Origin of the sequence: Verrucosispora sp. WMMA2121 (assembly GCF_027460185.1) — a bacterium.
GTDB lineage: Bacteria > Actinomycetota > Actinomycetes > Mycobacteriales > Micromonosporaceae > Micromonospora > Micromonospora palythoicola.
The window spans coordinates 918,924-938,689 of record NZ_JAPZBH010000006.1 but is presented as its reverse complement, the minus strand read 5'-3'; the positions used below and the strand labels follow the sequence as shown (position 1 = coordinate 938,689).

The 19,766-nt window shown below is 69.7% G+C and carries 15 protein-coding genes and 1 pseudogene; 10 read left to right on the top strand and 6 right to left on the bottom strand.

What is annotated here, in order from left to right:
- Positions 1 to 90 precede the first annotated feature (90 nt).
- Positions 91 to 549, bottom strand: a complete 459-nt coding sequence (locus O7605_RS13265) for a DUF2690 domain-containing protein (RefSeq protein ID WP_269739462.1) — start codon at positions 547 to 549, stop codon at positions 91 to 93.
- Positions 550 to 688: 139 nt separating this feature from the next.
- On the opposite strand from O7605_RS13265, the gene O7605_RS13260 reads away from it, so the two are divergent.
- Complete coding sequence (locus O7605_RS13260) at positions 689 to 1,699, top strand: helix-turn-helix domain-containing protein (protein ID WP_269739461.1); 1,011 nt, start codon at positions 689 to 691, stop codon at positions 1,697 to 1,699.
- A gap of 210 nt (positions 1,700 to 1,909) precedes the next feature.
- Here O7605_RS13260 and O7605_RS13255 read toward each other — a convergent pair.
- A pseudogene (locus O7605_RS13255) lies at positions 1,910 to 2,164 on the bottom strand (DUF6342 family protein); the annotation flags it as partial.
- A gap of 418 nt (positions 2,165 to 2,582) precedes the next feature.
- On the opposite strand from O7605_RS13255, the gene O7605_RS13250 reads away from it, so the two are divergent.
- From O7605_RS13250 to O7605_RS13240, 3 genes are all read left to right on the top strand, one after another.
- Positions 2,583 to 4,157: a right-handed parallel beta-helix repeat-containing protein gene (locus O7605_RS13250; RefSeq protein WP_269739460.1), complete on the top strand. Its 1,575-nt coding sequence runs from the start codon at positions 2,583 to 2,585 to the stop codon at positions 4,155 to 4,157.
- A gap of 270 nt (positions 4,158 to 4,427) precedes the next feature.
- Entirely contained in the window at positions 4,428 to 4,832 is a 405-nt protein-coding gene (locus tag O7605_RS13245; protein WP_269739459.1) for a helix-turn-helix domain-containing protein, read from the top strand.
- Positions 4,833 to 4,867: 35 nt separating this feature from the next.
- On the top strand, positions 4,868 to 5,299 hold the full coding sequence (locus O7605_RS13240) for a VOC family protein (RefSeq protein WP_093401766.1): 432 nt from the start codon (positions 4,868 to 4,870) through the stop codon (positions 5,297 to 5,299).
- 58 nt (positions 5,300 to 5,357) lie between these two features.
- On the opposite strand, the gene O7605_RS13235 is transcribed toward O7605_RS13240, so the two are convergent.
- A complete protein-coding gene (locus O7605_RS13235) occupies positions 5,358 to 6,599 on the bottom strand; it encodes an endonuclease/exonuclease/phosphatase family protein (RefSeq protein WP_269739458.1) in 1,242 nt (413 codons plus the stop codon).
- Positions 6,600 to 7,209: 610 nt separating this feature from the next.
- On the opposite strand from O7605_RS13235, the gene O7605_RS13230 reads away from it, so the two are divergent.
- Positions 7,210 to 8,598 carry a cellulose binding domain-containing protein gene (locus tag O7605_RS13230; RefSeq protein ID WP_269739457.1) on the top strand — a complete coding sequence of 463 codons (1,389 nt, stop codon included), beginning with the start codon at positions 7,210 to 7,212 and terminating at the stop codon, positions 8,596 to 8,598.
- 121 nt (positions 8,599 to 8,719) lie between these two features.
- Here O7605_RS13230 and O7605_RS13225 read toward each other — a convergent pair whose 3' ends face one another.
- Complete coding sequence (locus tag O7605_RS13225) at positions 8,720 to 9,190, bottom strand: hemerythrin domain-containing protein (RefSeq protein WP_269739456.1); 471 nt, start codon at positions 9,188 to 9,190, stop codon at positions 8,720 to 8,722.
- Between the two features lie 167 nt (positions 9,191 to 9,357).
- Complete coding sequence (gene ilvD, locus O7605_RS13220; protein WP_269739455.1) at positions 9,358 to 11,205, bottom strand: dihydroxy-acid dehydratase; 1,848 nt, start codon at positions 11,203 to 11,205, stop codon at positions 9,358 to 9,360.
- Positions 11,206 to 11,315: 110 nt separating this feature from the next.
- Here ilvD and O7605_RS13215 point away from each other — a divergent pair, with 110 nt between their 5' ends.
- From O7605_RS13215 to serA, 5 genes are all read left to right on the top strand, one after another.
- The gene (locus tag O7605_RS13215; RefSeq protein ID WP_269739454.1) at positions 11,316 to 13,727 is read left to right on the top strand and encodes a putative bifunctional diguanylate cyclase/phosphodiesterase; all 2,412 of its coding nucleotides are present in this window, start codon (positions 11,316 to 11,318) and stop codon (positions 13,725 to 13,727) included.
- 185 nt (positions 13,728 to 13,912) lie between these two features.
- On the top strand, positions 13,913 to 15,784 hold the full coding sequence (locus O7605_RS13210) for an acetolactate synthase large subunit (protein ID WP_269739453.1): 1,872 nt from the start codon (positions 13,913 to 13,915) through the stop codon (positions 15,782 to 15,784).
- A complete protein-coding gene (gene ilvN, locus O7605_RS13205; RefSeq protein WP_269739452.1) occupies positions 15,784 to 16,299 on the top strand; it encodes an acetolactate synthase small subunit in 516 nt (171 codons plus the stop codon). The genes O7605_RS13210 and ilvN overlap by 1 nt, the downstream gene beginning before the upstream one ends.
- Positions 16,300 to 16,381: 82 nt before the next feature.
- Complete coding sequence (gene ilvC / locus O7605_RS13200; RefSeq protein ID WP_269739451.1) at positions 16,382 to 17,395, top strand: ketol-acid reductoisomerase; 1,014 nt, start codon at positions 16,382 to 16,384, stop codon at positions 17,393 to 17,395.
- Positions 17,396 to 17,670: 275 nt separating this feature from the next.
- Positions 17,671 to 19,269 (top strand): phosphoglycerate dehydrogenase, encoded by a 1,599-nt coding sequence (gene serA, locus O7605_RS13195; protein ID WP_269739450.1) that lies wholly within the window; start codon positions 17,671 to 17,673, stop codon positions 19,267 to 19,269.
- Between the two features lie 132 nt (positions 19,270 to 19,401).
- Here serA and O7605_RS13190 read toward each other — a convergent pair whose 3' ends face one another.
- Positions 19,402 to 19,761, bottom strand: a complete 360-nt coding sequence (locus tag O7605_RS13190) for a hypothetical protein (RefSeq protein WP_216592606.1) — start codon at positions 19,759 to 19,761, stop codon at positions 19,402 to 19,404.
- Positions 19,762 to 19,766: the final 5 nt, after the last annotated feature.

Sequence of the window (19,766 nt, the reverse complement as noted above, 5' to 3'; positions counted from 1 at the left end):
ACCGGGCCGGCGCGTGGTCCCATGACGCGCCGGCCCGGTAACCCTGTCTGCCGGTCCTGCTCGCACCGCAGGACCGGCCCCGGGAGACCGTCAGGCACAGAGCGCGTTGCTGGTGTAAGTCGTTCCGGAGGAGGTGGTCACCTCGCCGACCGCGCAGACCGTCATGTTGTGGCCGTAGAGCTGGTCGCCGTAGTACTGGGTGCCCGTACCGCCGTACCAACTGGTGTTGCCGTGCGGGTTGGACCGGTACACCCGGACCCGGACGGTGTTGTGCGGGCTGACCCGGTTGGAGATCCGACCCCAGTTGGTCTTGCAGGTCTCACTCCAGCGCAGCTCCACGACGGCGAGGGTGGTCGAACCCTGCATGATGTACGCCGGGTAGTTCGTGGCGTTACGGGCGTTCGCGGAGCAGCCGGTGTCGATCGGGTCGGTGCCGTCGCAGCCGTGACCGCTACAGGTGGCGGCGCTGGCGGGCGTCGCGACCAGGAGGCTGGCGGCGATGAGGGCGCCTGCGGCAGCGGCGGCCAACCGGCGGGCGTTCCGGATCATTGTCTCTCCTGACCTCTGATGGGCTGTGTCAGCCCGGGACTCGGCTCCTCATCTCTACCGTCCGTCGACACTGATCTCTACGCTGTGTCGCGACGGACAATCAAAAACGGCGACGGTTAATCAACCCCTGGGAGGGCTCATGGCTCGGGCGGAGCGTCCCGTAGACCCCACCGCCGATCCCCTCCAGGCGTTCGCCGCCGAGTTGCGCCTGCTCAGGGAAGCGGCCGGGCGTCCCACCTATCATGCCCTGGCTCGACGGGCACACCGGTCGTCGAGTTCGTTGTCGGAAGCGGCCGGCGGCCGGCGGATGCCCACCCTGGACACCACGCTCGCCTACGTCCGCGCGCTCGGCGGCGACGAGCGGGAATGGGCCGAACGGTGGCACGCACTGCGGGCCGCCATCCACGGCGTAGGCGATGCAGCTCCCGATGCGCCTCTCGCCGAGCGCAAGCCCAGTGCCGAGCGGCGCGTGGGTGCTGCGGCCGGCGCAGACGAGACTGGTGAGGCGGTCGCCGGTCCGGCGGCCAGACCCGCTCAACCCGTCAGGACCGATCAGCCCCGGGACGCTCTTGCCCCCCGGACAGTGAAGCAGACCGGCTCTGCCGTCGGACTCGCCGTAGTCGTGCTTGCCGCCTTCGTCACCGTGCCCTGGCTCGCCGGGGCCTTCCGCCCGCCGCCCGGCGCGCCCGTGAATCCTTCCGCAGCCGCATCCGACTCGGCGACGGGGTACACCAGCGCGACGGCCCGGGACGGCGCCGATCCGAAGGACGCCGGCTGTGCGGCCGATCCCTCAGTGACCACGTTGGACAGCAATGCGGTGCTGCTCGACGATCGGGTGATCGGCACTGTCGAGCTTCGCTACGCGCCCGCCTGCGGTGCGAGCTGGCCTCGTTTCGTGCCGGCGCCGGAACCGGCCGTGCGGGTATCCAGCCCCGCGCAGGTGCGGCTGACAGTGACCGACGGTGATGATCCGGCGCGCACCGCGGAGTTCAGCATGGACTACGCCGGCATCTCCGCCTACGGCAACCTGCTGACCAGCACGCGTACCTGCGTCTATGCGATGGTGCAGCTTTCCGGTGAGGGGTGGCGGTCGGCCGTGGGTCGCACCGGATGCTGGCGCGGCGCCACGCAGGTCCGCCCGGTGCCCTGATCCACTCACCAGGGCGACCAGGCCGACAATCGGTGGTCGGCATGGGCCGTGCGGGCCGTCCACGTCTACGAGCAGATCGCGTTCGCGCAGTACGGCCGCGTGGTCGGCCGCGATACTCCGGCAGTTCAGTGAGTGTTTTCTCGGGTGAGGTTGACCGGCCGGCGGTGGGCCGAAAATTGCGTCCCATCGCCGGCCGGACGGGTGTTCAGATCACCTGTATTTGAGGTCCCGCTGCATTTCCATGACGCGGCCGGCAATCTGCAAATTGCCCTCGGAGTCGAGGATCGCGATGATGCGCTTTGTGCTGCCGTGGTGGGTGGTAAAGAAGATCTTGTCGGCTTCCTGGCTGGTGCTGTAGTTGGTGTTCACGGACAGCTCGATGCTCAACGGCGAGCTGATGATCACGTCCTTCTTTGGTTCATCCGGATAGAACTGATTCTGGCGCAGCCGGATGCGGCCATGGGTGTCGCCCTCGTTCCGTAGGTGAGTATTTCTTCACCCGCAGAGCGAGAGTGCAACCACTTTCCGGGTTGAGAATGTCCTAAATCTTACCGCTCGCCTTGACATTGCAGCCTCTTAGTGATTTCAATATCGCCGTTATTTGTGGTCGCGAACATTCATTGACACTTCGGTCGCATGTCGGTGGTGAATGAAGTGCATTGACGGTGGTGCGGGGGATTGCTAGCATCCTGGTACGTTGGAAAGCGCTTTCCTCGCCCAGGTCCGGGTGGCGCGAGGTCCTGCGAGTCGTCGCGGGGCCCTCTGGGCAGGGGCAGCGCGGGCCGGCCGATCGTGGCCACCACGCAGCGCCGGCACGGCCGCTTCAGGGACCGCACCTGACGGTCGCCGTGCCGTCGAAGCACGACCGACCCCTGGAGAAGTCATGACGTTCAAGCCGCTCGCCACCAGCCTCGCGCTCGTGGCCTGTGTCGCCGCGGTGTCGATCGCCGCACCGGCGATGGCCGCACCTGTCCGCTACGAGGCCGAGAACAGTCCCGCACGGTGCACCGGCACCATCGATGCCAACTGGTCCGGCTACTCCGGCACCGGTTTCTGCAACGGCACCAACGCCGTCGGCGCGTACGCCGAGTTCACCGTGTCCGTCGCGACCGCCGGGACCGTCGAGCTGCACGTCCGGTTCGCCAACGGCACGAGCAGTTCCCGTCCGGCCAACCTGATCGTGAACGGTGCCACCGCCTCGAACGTCTCGTTCGAGGGCACCGGTGCCTGGGACTCCTGGCGCACCAAGGCACTGTCGGTGGGTCTGCACGCCGGCAGCAACACCGTCCGGCTCAGCCCCACCTCGTCCAACGGCCTCCCCAACGTCGACTATCTCGACGTCGAGGCGGGCAACGCGCCACCGCCAGCCATGCTCTACGTCGCGACCAACGGCAACGACAGCAACCCCGGCACGATCGGGTCCCCGCTGGCCACCATCCAACGGGCTGTCGACCTCGCGGAGCCGGGCCACACGATCGTCATCAGGGGTGGAACGTACGCGCCGGGCAGCAACATCCAACTGCTGAAGAACGGTACGGCGAGCCAACCCATCACGATGCGCAACCACGCCAACGAGCGGGTCGTCATCGACGGGGAGAACATGCCGCACACGCCCGCCCCGGTCGGCGGGAGCATCCCTCGCCCCGAGCGGGGCGCGGTCCACATCGAGGGTGACTGGTGGCGGCTGATCGGGCTGGAGATCATCAACGGCCCGTACGGTGTCTTCGGCCTGGACGTCAACAACGGTGTCTTCGAACGACTGGTGACCCGGGACAACTACGAGTCCGGCTTCCACATCCAGGGAGCGTCGAGCAACAACCAGATCTTGAACCTGGACGCCTACGGCAACCGGGACCCGCGCAAGAACGGTGAGAGTGCCGACGGACTGGCTATCAAGGAGGGCTCCGGCACTGGCAACGTGGTCCGCGGTGCCCGGCTGTGGAACAACTCCGACGACGGCCTGGACTACTGGATGTTCAGCTCGCCAATCCTGACCGAAGACACCTTGACCTGGGGAAACGGGTTCAATCGGTGGAGTCTTCCCGACTACACTGGTGACGGCAACGGGTTCAAGCTCGGTGGCAACGGTGTCTCCGCCGACCACACCGTCCGCAACAGTATGGCCTGGAGTAACGCGGTAAGCGGATTCGTCGACAACAACAACCCCGGCCAGCATCGCATCGAGCGCAGCACCGCCTGGAACCACCCGGGCGTCGGATTCAACGTCAACCGCTCCACCAGTATCCTGACCGGCAACCTGGCGGTCAGCAACGGCACAAACGTGTCACTGGGCAGCAACTCCCGGGGCAGTGGCAACTCCTGGGACATCGGCGGTAGTTGGTCGCTTGCCAGCACCAACCAGGGCACCATCACCGGGCCGCGCAACGCGGACGGGTCCATCCCGTCATCGAACTTCCTACGCCCGGCCAACGGCGCGAACGTCGGCGCCTGCATCTAAGGCCGTGTCCCGGGAGACACCCTGGTAGGTGCCGAAGGGCACGAAACTGAAGACCGTCACGCTTGACGCTGGCCTGTTCACTCTCGCTAAGGACGCCGTCGTCGAGCTGTAGCCAGCCGATCAATGCGTAGCCCGGCTTGGTCCACGCTGACATCACGTTCGTGCAGACCCTGGAGCAGTTCCTGGCCTGGAGGAGCAGGAACTGCTCCAGGATTCGCCTGCGGGCCGGTGTCGTGACCGGGGCGGCAGGCTGTGGCACCGTACTCAGCTGTGGGCAGAGCAATCGAAGAGACGAACAGGTCGATGTTGCGCGCCCGGGACGCCATGGACCGGGCATACGCCGAACCGCTCGACATTCCGACCCTGGCGCGGGTCGCGCACGTCTCCGAGGCGCACTTCATCCGTACCTTCCGGGCCACCTTCGGTGAGACCCCGCACCGCTACCTGCAACGGCGTCGGGTGGAGCGGGCCATGTACCTGCTGCTGCACACCGGTCAGGACGTGACGGAGATCTGCACGGCTGTCGGTTTCGGCAGTCTCGGCACGTTCAGCCGTACCTTCCGGCAGATCGTCGGTGAGTCGCCCACCGACTACCGCAAGCGGCGGACGGCGCCCGCCGCGCCGGTGCCGAGCTGCTTCACGAAAGCGTGGACCAGACCGAGCAGTTTTGGATAAGCAGCAGGTCAGAGCGTTGCACTAGCGTTTCGGGCATGACGATGAACGCGATCAGCCGCTCCCAGATCTACGTCCTCGACCAGGACGAGGCGCTCGACTTCTACATCGGCAAGCTCGGCCTGGAGTTGAACACGGATCAGGATCTCGGCTTCATGCGTTGGCTCACGGTCAACATTCCCGGCGACCGGCAGCGGGAGATCCTGCTGGAGAAGCCGGGCCCGCCGAACCTCGACCCGGCCACCGCCGAGCAGGTCCGCGAACTGCTGTCCAAGGGTGCCGCGGGTGGCTTCCTCTTCATGACCACCGATGACGCCCACAAGACGTACGAGGAGCTGGTCGCCAAGGGGGTCGACATCACCGACGAGCCGATGGAACGCCCGTACGGCATCGACTTCGGTATCCGCGACCCGTTCGGCAACCAGATCCGCATCGGGCAGATGTTCGACCGGAAGGCCGAGCACTGCTGAAGCGCGCAGGTCTAGCAGGCCCCGGCGCCGGTCACCCGACGCCGGGGCAGGCGACACCTCAGCGCCGCAGGTCGAGCCAGACCAGCCGGTGGTCGGAGGTGGGGAAGCCGCCCGGCAGGGCCGGGTCGTAGTCGCCGACCAACCGGAACAGCGGGTCACCCGGCACCGGCCAGAAGATTCCGGTGGCACGGACCGGCAGGCCCCGGCTCGGCAGCACGTAGTCGACCCGCAGGTTGCCGGGGCTGGTGTCGGCGAAGTCGGCGGTGTCGAAACGCGGATCGCTGCGGTGGCCGAGGTTGGCGCCGCCCTGCCGTCGCGCCGCGGCGGTGCCGCCCGCGCTGGCCGGCACGACCCGGTCGTTGACCCGGGGGTGGTCGAGCAGCTGCAGCGCCGCGCCGGGCAGGCTGTCACCGTCGTACGGGTCGGAGTTGAGGTCCCCGGCGATCACGAAGGCCGCCCCCGGCCGCAACCCGCCGCGTCGCCCGGTGTCGTCGTAGATGTAGCCGGCCCGCCACGGCGAGATGTAGTCGGCCCAGAAGCGGATCTCGTCGTGGTTGCGGCGGCCGTTGCGGTCCTCCGGCCCGTCGAAGACCGGTGGCGTGGGGTGGCTGGCCAGCAGGTGCACGGTACGGCCGGGCAGCCGGATCGGCACGTCCCAGTGGCTCTTAGAGGAGAGCCGCACGTCGGCGAGTTCCTGCCGGGAGTACCAGTCGGCGGGCGCGGGGGTGGCCGGGTCGTCGGGCAGCAGCGCGCCGGGCATGTCCCGCCAGCGGAACGTCTGGAACGTGCGCACCCGGGCCAGGTCGATCGGGTACGCCGAGTAGACCGCCATGCCGTACTGGCCGGGGAAGAGCCCGAAACCGTACGCGTCGTCGGGCCCGCCGACGGTCCCGTCGTTGTTGAGATCGTGTCCGGAGGGGACACCGGTGTTCGACGGGGCCGCGTAACGGTACGGGTAGCGGATCGCGCGGGTGCCGTTGCGCGGCACGGAGAGGTAGTTGTCCTGGAACAACGCCAACGCCCGCCCGGCCGGGTCGTAGTCGAACTCGTTGATCAGCAGTACGTCCGGGCGTACCCGCTGGATCACCTCGGCGACGTTGCCGGCCTGCGCGTCGTCCCGCCCGGACAGGTCGGCGACCAGCCCGCCGGCGACACCCCGGTTCAGCGAGGCGTTGAAGGTCGCCACCCGTAGGTTGCCGGGTCGCTGTCCGCCCGCGCTCGCCGGAGCGGCGGTGATCCCGGCCCCCACCGCGAGCACTCCCGCCATGGCCGCGGCGCATGCCATCCGTTTCGCACCCATCGACATCCTCCCTGATCTCGATCGACCAGCGCCACGCTACCGGGGGTGACATGGCGTTCGGGTGAACCATGGTCGACAGGTTCGTTCCCCGGTGCGCCGCCCGGCGACGTGTGACTCAAGATCGGGACCAAGCCACACGTGGACGACGTGTTCTCAGTAGCGTGCAGTGTGACAGTGGGCGAGGAAACCGCTTGCCTTATATTGAGTTCTATGGATAGTCTCGATCGGGTTCCGCAGTGAGCCGGAGGCGGAATCACGGGCCGTCGGGCACGGGCAGCCCCAGCCGGTCACCGGGTCACCGATTCGAGCGTCACACGTGGATCCGCCATGGTGCGCGCCGAACATCAAGCGGTAGGGCACGCAGTGATGTAAGGCCGCTGGCAATGCGACAAGCCGGGCGGAGTTGCCTTGCGCGTGATGCCAGTTCGTGGGGCGGTTGCCCCTGACCCGCACTGGTCGTGCACGGCCGGCTGACCGGCCGCGCACCGAACACGGAGGCAATGCAGTGATTCAGTCTGGCAATTCTGTCCGGCCAAGACGCCTGCGGATGTCCGCGATCGTCGCCTCGGCAGTAACCCTCACCGTGGCAGGAGCCCTGGCAATTCCGAGCGTGTCAGCGGCGGTGCCGACGCCGCACGGCGCGAGCGTGGCCGCCGCAGTCGCCTGCGACGACCGGCTGTACGGCTGGGCGGCGGTGTCCGCCAACGGGGTCAGCACGACGACCGGCGGCGGCAATGCTCCGACGCAAAACATCACATCACTGGCTGATCTGCGTCAGTACGCGGGTGGTTCCACGCCCCGGGTACTGCGTATCTCCGGCACCATCAGCACCGGATCGTCGCCGGTGGAGGTGGGTAGCAACAAGACGCTCGTCGGGGCGGACGCGAATGCCACGATCCGTGGCGGGATCAACATCAACGGTGGTGGCAACATCATTGTGCGAAACCTGAACGTGCAGGGTGGTGGCCAGGGCAGCAGTCCGGCGGATACGATCGCCGCGCGCAACGCCCACCACCTCTGGTTCGACCACCTTAACCTCTGGGACGCCAGCGACGGTCTGTTGGACCTGACCCGCGGGGTCGACTACATCACGGTGTCCTGGTCGAAGTTCTGGTACACCAATTCTTCGCACAGTCACCGACTCGCGAGCCTGGTCGGCGGTGGATCGACCCACGGTGACACCGACAGCGGGAAGTTGAACGCCACCTACCACCACAACTGGTTCGCCGAACTCGTCGACCAGCGGGGCCCCCGCATGCTGTTCGGCAAGGGTCACATCTACAACAGTTACTACACCTCCGCCGGGAACGCCTACTCAATCGGCACCGGCTCGTACGCCTCGGTCCTGGTTGAGAACAACTACTTCAAGAACGTCAACAACCCGCACCGCTTCCAGGACTCCAACCCGACATACATCACCGCCCGCGGCAACGTCTACGACGGCACCAGCGGTAGGCGGGACACCGGAGCGCAGGGCAGTGGTGTCACCCCGTTCACCAACCCGCCCTACAGCTACGCACTGGACAACGCCAACGATGTACCCGGCATCGTCAGCAACTGCGCCGGGCCGAAGCTCTCGAACCCGACGACGCCTCCGACCACGACGCCTCCGACCACGACGCCTCCGACCACGACGCCTCCGACCACGACGCCTCCGACCACGACGCCTCCGACCACGACGCCACCGACCACGAATCCGCCGAGCGGAGCGTGCAGCGCGACCTACCGGACCGTCAGCTCGTGGTCCGGCGGCTTCCAGGGCGAGGTTGTCGTCCGGGCGGGCAATGCGCCGATCAACGGATGGACCGTCCGGTGGAATCTGAGCAGTGGTCAGGGAATCAGTCAGCTCTGGAACGGAAACCTCAGCACCAGCGGATCATCCGTCACCGTGCGGAACGTCGACTACAACGGATCGCTGCCGGCCGCCGGCACCACCACGTTCGGCTTCCTGGGTTCCGGCTCCCCGTCCACGCCGTCGTTGACCTGCACCAGTCCGTGACCAGCAACGACCCGGGGCGGGCGTGCTTCGGGTCGTGACGGCAAGCGCGACGTACGTCGAGCCCGACGCATGCCTTACCGCGCCGGGCTCGACGCGGTTGTCTTGTTGACGGTGAACTGGTTCACAGTGGACCCAGGACGTCGTGCGGGTCGGCGTTCAGGGCGAGCGTGTCGAGCACTGCCAGTAGTTGGCGTTCCTCGTACCGGAAGTGGCTCTCCATGATGGCGGCGATCCCCTCGACGTGGCGGTCGAGTTCGGCCGGGGAGGCGGCCCGGTTCACGGCAGCCTGCAGTCCCACGAGCAGATGCGCGATCATCGAGTGGTCCTGCTTCAGGTGTCGCAGGGTGTCCTGCAGCTCCGGATGGGCGGCGGCGATGGCGGGGAACAGTTCGCGGTCCTCGCCTTCGTGGTGCCCGGTCAATGCGGCACAGAAGCCGTGACAGAACAGCAGCAGGTCACGGGTGGCGGGTTCCGCCGCCTCGCCACCGGCGAGTGCGCTGCGGGTCAGGCGCAGGGCTTCGTGTAGCCGATCGTGCACGCTGCGCAGCTCGTGACTCCAGGCGATGAGCCTGGTCTTCTCGCCCTCAGACACAGGAGGGCGAAGGGAACGACAATGTCATCGTCGTGGTCCTTCGTATCCGACGCCTCCATGCCTGACACGGTCTGCCACCGACACGCGACGCTGCCTCCACGCTACCCGAGACGGGGCGGTTACGAGGGCCCGGATGACCCGCCACCGGGGGCGGGCCATCCGGCCGGTCACTCGGGGACGCGGCGGTAGGCGCCGTCGCTGGCCGAGGTGGCCATCGAGGCGTACGCGCGCAGCGCCGCCGACACCGGGCGCTGCCGGTCGACCGGGGTGTACGGGCGGTCCCGCTTCTCCTGGGCGACCCGGCGGGCGTCCAGCACGTCGGCCGGCACGTTCAGCTCGATCGAGCGGGCCGGGATGTCGATGACGATCTCGTCGCCCGGCTCGACCAGCGCGATCAGCCCACCGGAGGCGGCCTCGGGGGAGGCGTGCCCGATGGACAGCCCGGAGGTGCCGCCGGAGAACCGGCCGTCGGTGAGCAGCGCGCACGCCCGGCCCAGTCCCCGGCCCTTGAGGAACGAGGTGGGGTAGAGCATCTCCTGCATGCCGGGGCCGCCCTTCGGCCCCTCGTAGCGGATCACCACCACGTCCCCGGCGACGATCTCCTTGGCCAGGATGGCGGTCACCGCGTCGTCCTGCGACTCGTAGACCTTCGCCGGGCCACGGAAGGTGAGGCACTCCTCGGGCACCCCGGCGGTCTTCACCACACAACCCTCCGGCGCGAGGTTGCCGGACAGGATGGCCAACCCGCCGTCGGCGGTGTACGCGTGCTCACGGTCCCGGATGCAGCCGCCGGCGGCGTCGGTGTCCAGGGACGACCAGCGGTTGGTGGTGGAGAACGGCTCGGTGGTGCGCACCCCGCCCGGTGCGGCGTGGAACAGCTCGACCGCCTCGGGTCTGGCCGCCCCACCGCGCACGTCCCAGTCGGCCAGCCAGCGCTCCAGGGTGGGGGTGTGCACCGCGTGCACGTCCCGGCGCAGCAGGCCGGCGCGGTCCAACTCGCCGAGGATGGCCGGGATGCCACCGGCGCGGTGCACGTCCTCCATGTGGTACTGCGGCGAGTTCGGGGCAACCTTCGCCAGGCACGGCACCCGGCGGGAGATCGCGTCGATGTCGGCCACGGAGAAGTCCAGCTCCGCCTCGCGGGCGGCGGCCAGCAGGTGCAGGATCGTGTTCGTCGACCCGCCCATCGCCACGTCCAGGGCGACGGCGTTCTCGAACGCGGCCCGGGAGGCCACCGCGCGGGGCAGCACCGAGGCGTCGTCGCCGTCGTACCACCGCTTGGCGATCTCCACGGCGGTGCGGCCGGCCTCGACGAACAGTGACCGGCGTGCGGCGTGGGTGGCGAGGGTGGATCCGTTGCCCGGCAGGGCCAGCCCGATCGCCTCGGTGAGGCAGTTCATCGAGTTGGCGGTGAACATGCCGGAGCAGGAGCCGCAGGTGGGGCAGGCGGACCGCTCGATCTCGCCGAGCTGCTCGTCGGTCACCGCCTCGTTCGAGGAGGCGATCATCGCGTCGATCAGGTCGATCTTGCTGTGCACGATCCCCTCGATCGCCACCGTCTTGCCGGCCTCCATCGGGCCGCCGGAGACGAACACGGTGGGGATGTTCAGCCGCAGCGCGGCCAGCAGCATGCCGGGAGTGATCTTGTCGCAGTTGGAGATGCAGACCAGGGCGTCCGCGCAGTGCGCGTTGACCATGTACTCCACCGCGTCGGCGATCAGCTCCCGGCTGGGCAGGGAGTAGAGCATGCCGCCGTGGCCCATGGCGATGCCGTCGTCGACCGCGATGGTGTTGAACTCCCGGCCCACCCCGCCGGCCTCGGCCACCGCGTCGGCGACCAGGCCGCCCATGTCCTTGAGGTGTACGTGGCCCGGCACGAACTGGGTGAAACTGTTCGCGATGGCGACGATCGGCTTGCCGAAATCGTCGTCGGTCATCCCGGTGGCCCGCCAGAGGGCCCGGGCGCCGGCCATCGTCCGACCGTGCGTGGAGGTCTTCGACCGCAGCTCAGGCATGCGTACCAGTCTGACACCGGTCAGCCGGTCCGGACACGGGCGTCGCGCCGTGTCCCAACAGATGCACACCCGATCCCCACAGCGGGCGTCGATCCGGCAGAGTTGAGGGCGTGCACACACCCCCGGCCATGATCGGCGCCGCGGTGCTGAGCGCGCTGATCGCCCTGACGGCCGGCGTGCTGCTCGCCGCCGCCGTCCGGCGCCGGGCCGCGCCGCATCGTCCGGCGTACGCGGTGCTGGCCGTCGGCGGTGCGTTCGCGGCGATGACCGTGCTGGTCGGTGCGGCTGTCGCGGTGACCGCGAGCGAGCACTGGGCGCACGAGCAGCAGCATCGCAGCACGTGGGCCACGCTGGTGGCGCTCGGCACGGCCACCGGCGGCCTGCTGTTCTGTTTCGGTCTGCTCCGGCTGCCCGGGGTGACCGGGTCGGTGCCCTCGGCGGCCCGGCTGGCGCTGGACGGCGTGATCGTGGGAGCCGCGCTGTGGTTCGTCGGCTGGGTGCTGTTCTCCGAGCCGACCCGGCTGCTCGGCGACGCGACGCCGACGGCCTGCCCGTCGATCCTGCTCGCCTCGGTCAGCGCGGCGTTGAGCGCCGGCCTGTCCGCGATCATGGTGCTCCGGGCGCCCGCGCCCCGACGGTGCCTGGCCGTGCTCGGCACCGGGATCACCGCCGCGTCGGTCGGTGGGCTGGGTGTCGCGGCCGGGCTCTGCCAGGCCGGGCCGGGTTTGGCGCTGACCGGCGCGGTGATCCTGGCCGTCGGGCTGTTGGTCGCGGCGGTGGCGGCGTACCGGATCGATCCGCCGGGCCACCTCGCCATCGACGTGATCCGTCGCGACGGCGAGTACGCCTTCGTGCCGATGGGCGCCATGGCCGCCTCGGCGATGTACCACCTCCTCCAGGACGGCCGGTTCGACGGGTTGGCCATCGCGGCCGGCAGCGTCGAGGGGTTCGCCCTGGTCGCCCGGCAGTACCTCACCCTGCACGACGTACGGGCCTACGCCCGCCGGCTGGCCGACCGGGAGGCGCACTTCCGGCAGCTCGCGCACACCGACGCGCTCACCGGGCTGGCCAACCGTCGCGGCCTGCTGCGGGCCCTGCACCGCTGCGCGGAGGAACGGGTGCCGTGCGTGCTGCTCGGGTTGGACCTGGACGGCTTCAAGAACGTCAACGACATGCGGGGGCACGACGTCGGCGACGCCGTGCTCGCCGAGGTGGGCCGGCGGTTGCGGGGCAACCTGCGCCCCGGTGATCTGGCCGCCCGGCTCGGTGGTGACGAGTTCGCGGTGCTCATGCACGGTGGCCCGGCCGGCGCGGGGGTGGTCGCGGAGCGGCTGTTGCGGGTGCTCGGCGGCGCCTACGAGCAGCCCGAGGCACCCGTCTTCCTGTCGGTCAGCATCGGCCTGGCGGGTTGGGCCGACGAACCCGACGTCGAACTGTTGCTGCGGCACGCGGATCTGGCGCTGCGCTACGCCAAGCAACGCGGCAAGAACCGGATCGAGCGCTACGACGGCGCGTACGACCGGCTGCTGCGCCGACGCACCACGCTCGAGCACGAGTTGCGCGGTGCGATCGAGCGGGACGAGCTGCGGCTGGTGTTCCAGCCGGTGGCCTCCCTGCCGTCGGTCCGCCCGGTCGGCGCGGAGGCGCTGCTGCGGTGGCGTCACCCGGAGCTGGGCAACGTGCGGCCGGACGAGTTCATCCCGCTCGCCGAGGAGAGCGGGATGATCGCCAAGCTCGGTGCCTGGGTGCTGCACCAGGCCTGCTATCAGCTGTCCCGCTGGCTGGCCGAGGGCCACGACGTCTGGGTGTCGGTGAACGTCTCCCCGCGCGAGCTGCACGCTCCCGAGTACGTGGTGCAGGTCGCCGAGGCGCTGCGCGCCCATCACGTGCCGCCGCAGCGGCTGGTGCTGGAGGTCACCGAGCACGCGGTCGCCACCGACCTCGACGAGCTGATCCGGCGGCTGACCGCGCTGCGGCTGACCGGTGTGCGGATCGCCCTCGACGACTTCGGCGCCGGCTACTCCTCGCTCAATCAGCTCCGCCGGCTGCCGATCGACATTCTCAAGATCGATCACGGACTGGTGGCGGAGCACGAGCCGGTGCAGCCGGAAGGGCGCGACGGTCCGGCCTTCGCTCCGATGGTCGACATCGTGATGCGGTTGGGCCACCAGTTCGGCCTGGAGGTGATCGCCGAGGGGGTGACCACTCCCACGGAGCTGGCCGCCGTGGTGGCCGCCGGTTGCCGGTTCGGCCAGGGTGCGTTGTTCGGCTGGGGCGTACCGGCGGAGCACCTGGAGGCGATGCTGGACGCGGCGACGTCGCCGGGTGCCCGCCCGGCCCGTCCGGCGGTTGCCGGCACTACGGTTCCGCGACCCGTCGGGCCGCCCGTCCAGCGGCGCGGCGAAGGCGTCACCGGGCAGGTCACGCCCGGTCCGATCGGCGCGCCGAACGGCGACGCGCCGCGGTCCGTGAACCAAAATGTGGGATCAGTTGACTCATCGCATGAGATGCGTCAGTCTTGAGCCCATGTCGTCGTACCGGTCGCTGCGAGTACTTACCTGAGCGCACTCTCCCTGACTGAGAGTGCGCTGGCCCCGTGCATCTGGCACGTGGGCCTTTTTCTTGCCGTCGAACCAATCGAACGCCGGCCTCGCCCGCGTTCCACAGTGTGAGCAGCCCCACCCACTTCAGCCGAAGGCCAACCGTCATGACGAGACCCACGCCCGAGACGCTCGCCCACTCCGCCCGGCGCGCCCGCACCGCCGCCGAGGCACCGGGTGACGCCGACCACACCCGCGCCGCCTCGCCGGCCGTCCCGGCGGCCCGTCCCGCCCCGGCCCAGGTGTCCGGTGCCGGTTCGCTGGTGCGCTCCCTGGAGGCACTCGGCGTAGACGTCGTCTTCGGCATCCCGGGCGGCGCGATCCTGCCGGCGTACGACCCGCTCTACGACTCGACCGTGCGGCACATCCTGGTCCGGCACGAGCAGGGCGCCGGTCATGCCGCCACCGGTTACGCCCAGGCCACCGGCCGGGTCGGGGTGTGCATCGCCACCTCCGGTCCGGGCGCGACGAACCTGGTCACCCCGATCGCCGACGCGTACATGGACTCGGTGCCGCTGGTGGCGATCACCGGTCAGGTGGCCCGCCCGTCGATCGGCACGGACGCCTTCCAGGAGGCGGACATCCAGGGCATCACGCTGCCGATCACCAAGCACAACTTCCTGGTGCAGGACGCCGGCGAGATTCCCCGGGTGCTGGCCGAGGCGTTCCACCTGGCCTCGACCGGGCGTCCCGGGCCGGTCCTGGTGGACATCCCCAAGGACGTCCTTCAGGCGTCGACCACCTTCGCCTGGCCGCCCACCCTGGACCTGCCCGGCTACCGGCCCACCCTGCACCCGCACGGCAAGCAGATCCGCGAGGCGGCACGGTTGATCAGCGCCGCCCGCCGGCCGGTGCTCTACGTCGGCGGTGGCGTGCTCAAGGCCGGTGCCACCGAGGGTCTGCGTCGGTTGGCCGAGCTGACCGGCATCCCGGTGATCACCACGCTGATGGCGCTCGGCGCGTTCCCCGACTCGCACCGGCAGCACCTGGGCATGCCGGGCATGCACGGCACCGTCGCCGCGGTCTACGGGCTGCAGAAGGCGGACCTGATCGTGGCGCTGGGCGCCCGGTTCGACGACCGGGTCACCGGAAAGCTGGACTCGTTCGCGCCGGACGCCACGGTGGTGCACGCCGACATCGACCCGGCGGAGATCGGCAAGAACCGGCACGCGGACGTGCCGATCGTCGGCGACGCCCGGCACGTCATCGACGAGCTGCTGGCGGCGGTCACCGCCGAGCGGGCTGCGGGCCGTGGCACCGACCTCAGTGACTGGTGGGCGCAGCTCGACGACCTGCGCGAGCGCTACCCGCTGGGCTACGAGGAGCCGTCCGACGGCACCCTCTCCCCGCAGTACGTGATCAAGCGACTGGGGGAGATCGCCGGACCGGACACGATCTACGTCGCGGGCGTCGGCCAGCACCAGATGTGGGCCTCCCAGTTCATCTCGTACGAGAAGCCGCAGACCTGGCTCAACTCCGGTGGACTCGGCACCATGGGCTACGCGGTGCCGGCGGCGATGGGCGCCAAGGTGGGCCGACCGGACACGGTGGTCTGGGCCATCGACGGCGACGGTTGCTTCCAGATGACCAACCAGGAGCTGGCCACCTGCGCCCTGGAGGGCATCCCCGTCAAGATCGCGGTCATCAACAACGGCAACCTCGGCATGGTCCGGCAGTGGCAGACGCTGTTCTACAACGAGCGCTACTCCAACACCGAGCTGGGCACCCACAAGCACCGCATCCCGGACTTCGTCAAGCTGGCCGAGGCGCTCGGTTGCGTCGGGCTGCGCTGCGAGACGGCCGAGGAGGTGGACCGGACCATCGAGATGGCCATGTCCATCAACGACGCGCCGGTGGTGATCGACTTCGTGGTCGGCAAGGACGCCATGGTCTGGCCGATGGTCCCTGCCGGCACCAGCAACGACGAGATCATGTTCGCCCGTGGCGTTCGCCCGGCCTTCGACGAGGACGATATTTAATGACCATCCACACCCTGTCCGTCCTGGTGGAGAACAAGCCCGGCGTGCTCGCCCGGGTCTCCGGCCTGTTCTCCCGGCGCGGCTTCAACATCGACAGTCTGGCGGTCGGCGAGACCGAGAACCCGGACGTCTCGCGGATCACCATCGTGGTCAACGCGGAGTCCTCGCCGCTGGAGCAGGTCACCAAGCAGCTCAACAAGCTGGTGAACGTACTGAAGATCGTCGAGTTGGATCCGGGCACCTCGGTGGCCCGCGAACTGCTGCTGGTCAAGGTGCGCGCGGACCGCAACGCCCGGGGCCAGGTCCTGGAGACGGTCAACCTGTTCCGCGCCCGGGTGGTAGACGTGGCCGCCGACACCCTCACCGTCGAGGCGACCGGCACCCCGGACAAGCTCGACGCGCTGCTGCGCGACCTTGAGCCTTTCGGCATCAAGGAGATGGTCCAGTCGGGTGTGGTGGCGATCGGGCGCGGCTCGCGTGCGATCACCGCCGGCCCGGCCCTGCGGGCCGCCTGACCCACCACGGCCCGGGTCCGGGTGACCGGGGCCGGCCACCAGCCACGACGGGCCGCTGCGGCCGCCGTACGAAAGGGAAGTCATGAGCGTTGAGGTGTACTACGACGACGACGCCGACCTGGGCCTGATCCAGGCGAAGAAGGTCGCCGTGATCGGGTACGGCAGCCAGGGCCACGCCCACGCGTTGTCGCTGCGCGACTCCGGTGTCGACGTGGTGATCGGTCTGCCGGAGGGCTCGAAGAGCCGGCCGAAGGCCGAGGAGCAGGGGCTGCGGGTGCTCACCCCGGCCGAAGCGGCGGCCGAGGCCGACGTGATCATGATCCTCGCGCCGGACACCGCGCAGCGTCACATCTACGCCGAGTCGATCGCGCCGAACCTCAGCGCCGGCAAGGCGCTGTTCTTCGGCCACGGGTTCAACATCCGGTACGGGCTGATCAAGCCGCCGGCCGGGGTGGACGTGGCGATGGTCGCCCCGAAGGGTCCCGGTCACCTGGTCCGCCGGCAGTACGTCGACGGCAAGGGCGTGCCCTGCCTGGTCGCCGTGGAGCAGGACGGTAGCGGCGACGCGTTCGCGTTGGCCCTGTCGTACGCCAAGGGCATCGGTGGCACCCGGGCCGGCGCGATCAAGACTACCTTCACCGAGGAGACCGAGACCGACCTCTTCGGCGAGCAGGCGGTGCTCTGCGGCGGCGCGGCGGCGCTGGTGCAGACCGGTTTCGAGGTGCTCACCGAGGCCGGCTACGCCCCCGAGGTGGCCTACTTCGAGTGCCTGCACGAGCTGAAGCTGATCGTGGACCTGATGTACGAGGGCGGTATCGCCCGGATGCGCTACAGCGTCTCCGACACCGCCGAGTACGGCGACCTCTCCCGCGGCCCCCGGGTCATCGACGGCCGGGTCAAGGAGGAGATGCGCAAGATCCTCACCGAGATCCAGAACGGTGAGTTCGCCCGCGAGTGGGTGGCCGAGGACGAGGCCGGGCGACCCAACTACAACAAGTGGCGGACCGAGGGCGCGGCGCACCCGATCGAGGAGACCGGCGCGAAGCTGCGCGGCATGATGAGCTGGGTGGACCGGCCGATCACCGAGACCGCCTGAGCGTCCTTCCCAGCGGCACCCGACCCCGGCGTTCTCCCCGACGCCGGGGCCGGGTGCCGTACTGTCTCCGCCTGGCAAACGATCGTTAACACGCACGTCACGTCCGGTTTGTGAGGGCACTCACCCCACACTCCGGCGCGCCCCGGGCGGCCCGCACCCTACGATCGCGGGTAGGTGCTCCAGGCGGCACCTGACGGCCATGGCCCGGGAGCGCGCCGGGCGCAGCGCAGCGCCCAGCCCCCGGCCGACCGCTCTGACGACATCTACGAGGACCAATGACTCCTGTCGTACTGATCGCCGAAGAACTCGCCCCCGCCGCCATCGAGGTGCTCGCCCACGACTTCGACGTCCGGCACGTGGACGGCACCGACCGCCCGGCCCTGCTCTCGGCGCTCTCCGAGGCCGACGCCGTCATCGTCCGCAGCGCCACCCAGATCGACGCCGAGGCGATCGCCGCCGCCCCCCGACTCAAGGTCGTGGCCCGGGCCGGTGTCGGCCTGGACAACGTCGAGGTGCCGGCCGCCACCGCGCGGGGGGTCATGGTCGTCAACGCACCCACCTCCAACATCGTCTCCGCCGCCGAGCAGGCCGTCGCGCTGCTGCTCGCGGTCGCCCGCAACACCGCCAGCGCCAGCGCAGCGCTGAAGGCGGGGGAGTGGAAGCGCTCGAAGTACACCGGCGTGGAGTTGCAGGGCAAGACCGTCGGCGTGGTCGGCCTCGGCCGCATCGGCGTGCTCTTCGCCTCCCGGATCGCCGCCTTCGGCACCCGGCTCATCGCGTACGACCCGTACATCCAGCCGGCCCGTGCCGCGCAGCTCGGCGTACGGCTGGTCGGGCTGGAGGAGTTGCTGCGGGAGAGCGACTTCATCTCGATCCACCTGCCGAAGACCCCCGAGACCGTGGGCCTGATCGGGGAGAAGGAGCTGTCAATCGTCAAGCCGGGCGTACGCATCGTCAACGCCGCCCGGGGCGGCCTGATCGACGAGCAGGCCCTCGCCGACGCGCTCGCCGAGGGTCGGGTCGCCGGCGCCGGGGTGGACGTCTACGCCAAGGAGCCGTGCACCTCCTCGCCGCTGTTCGCCTTCGACAACGTGGTGGCGACTCCGCACCTGGGGGCCTCCACCGCCGAGGCGCAGGACAAGGCGGGCCTCGCGGTCGCCAAGAGCGTGAAGCTCGCCCTGCAGGGCGAGTTCGTGCCGGACGCGGTGAACGTGCAGGCCGGCGGCGTGGTCGCCGAGGACGTCCGGCCGTTGCTGCCGCTCGCCGAGAAGCTCGGCCGCGCGTTCACCGCGGTGGCCGGCGGGATCGCCGCCAGCGTCACCGTCGAGGTGCGCGGTGAGATCGTCGACCACGACGTGTCGGTGCTCAAGCTCGCCGCCACCAAGGGCCTGTTCAGCTCGGTGGTCGAGGAGCAGGTGACCTACGTCAACGCTCCGCACCTGGCCGCGCAGCGCGGTGTCGAGGTGTCGCTGAACACCCAGACCGAGACCGTCGACCACCCGGTTCTGGTGACCGTGCGTGGCGCGCTGCCCGACGGTCGTACGGTGAGTGTCTCCGGCACCGTCGCGCAGGCCGGCACCCGCGACGTCATCAAGCTGACCGAGGTGGACGGCTTCGACGTGGAGATCGGCGCCGAGGGCATCCTGCTCTTCCTCCGCTACGCCGACCGCCCGGGCGTGGTCGGCACCGTCGGCACCCTGCTCGGTCAGGCCGGCATCAACATCGCGGCGATGCAGGTGGCTCGCCGGGAGGCCGGCGGTGAGACGCTGATGACCCTCACCGTGGACCAGGCGCTCGGTGCCGACCTGCTCACCTCGGTCGCGGACTCGATCGGCGCGACGTCGGCCAGCGCCGCCGACCTGCGCGACGAGTAGCTCGCCACCGGCACGCCACGACGGGGCCCGGCCATCGGCCGGGCCCCTCGTCGTCCGGTCACCGAGCCGGCATCGGTCGGAGCATCGCGTCCGCCCGCGTGTCGGTCCCGTCACCCGGCACCGGCGGGCCGGTCAGCCGGGCAGCCGGACCCCGGGCGGCGGGTAGACCGAACCGTCCTGGGCGTCGAACAGCATCAGCCGGTGTTCGCCGGCCAACCGCTCGATGTCGAGCAGCACCTGGTCCGGGCAGGCGGGGTCCAGGTTCAGCTCGATGTGGTCGGCCGCCTTGTGCAGCGGTGCGACCGCCCAGGGAGTGTTCGGGCCGGCCGGCTGGTCGGGGTAGCTGGCGGTGATCGCCCGGTAGAAGCCCACGCATCGTGGGTCCGGCTGACGCTGGTGGTGCCGGCCGCTACGGCACTGCTGCACCGCCGCTCGTACGTCCTCGGGCGTCGCCCCGTCCGCCAGGGCCCACACGCTCAGATCGAAACTCACGGCGG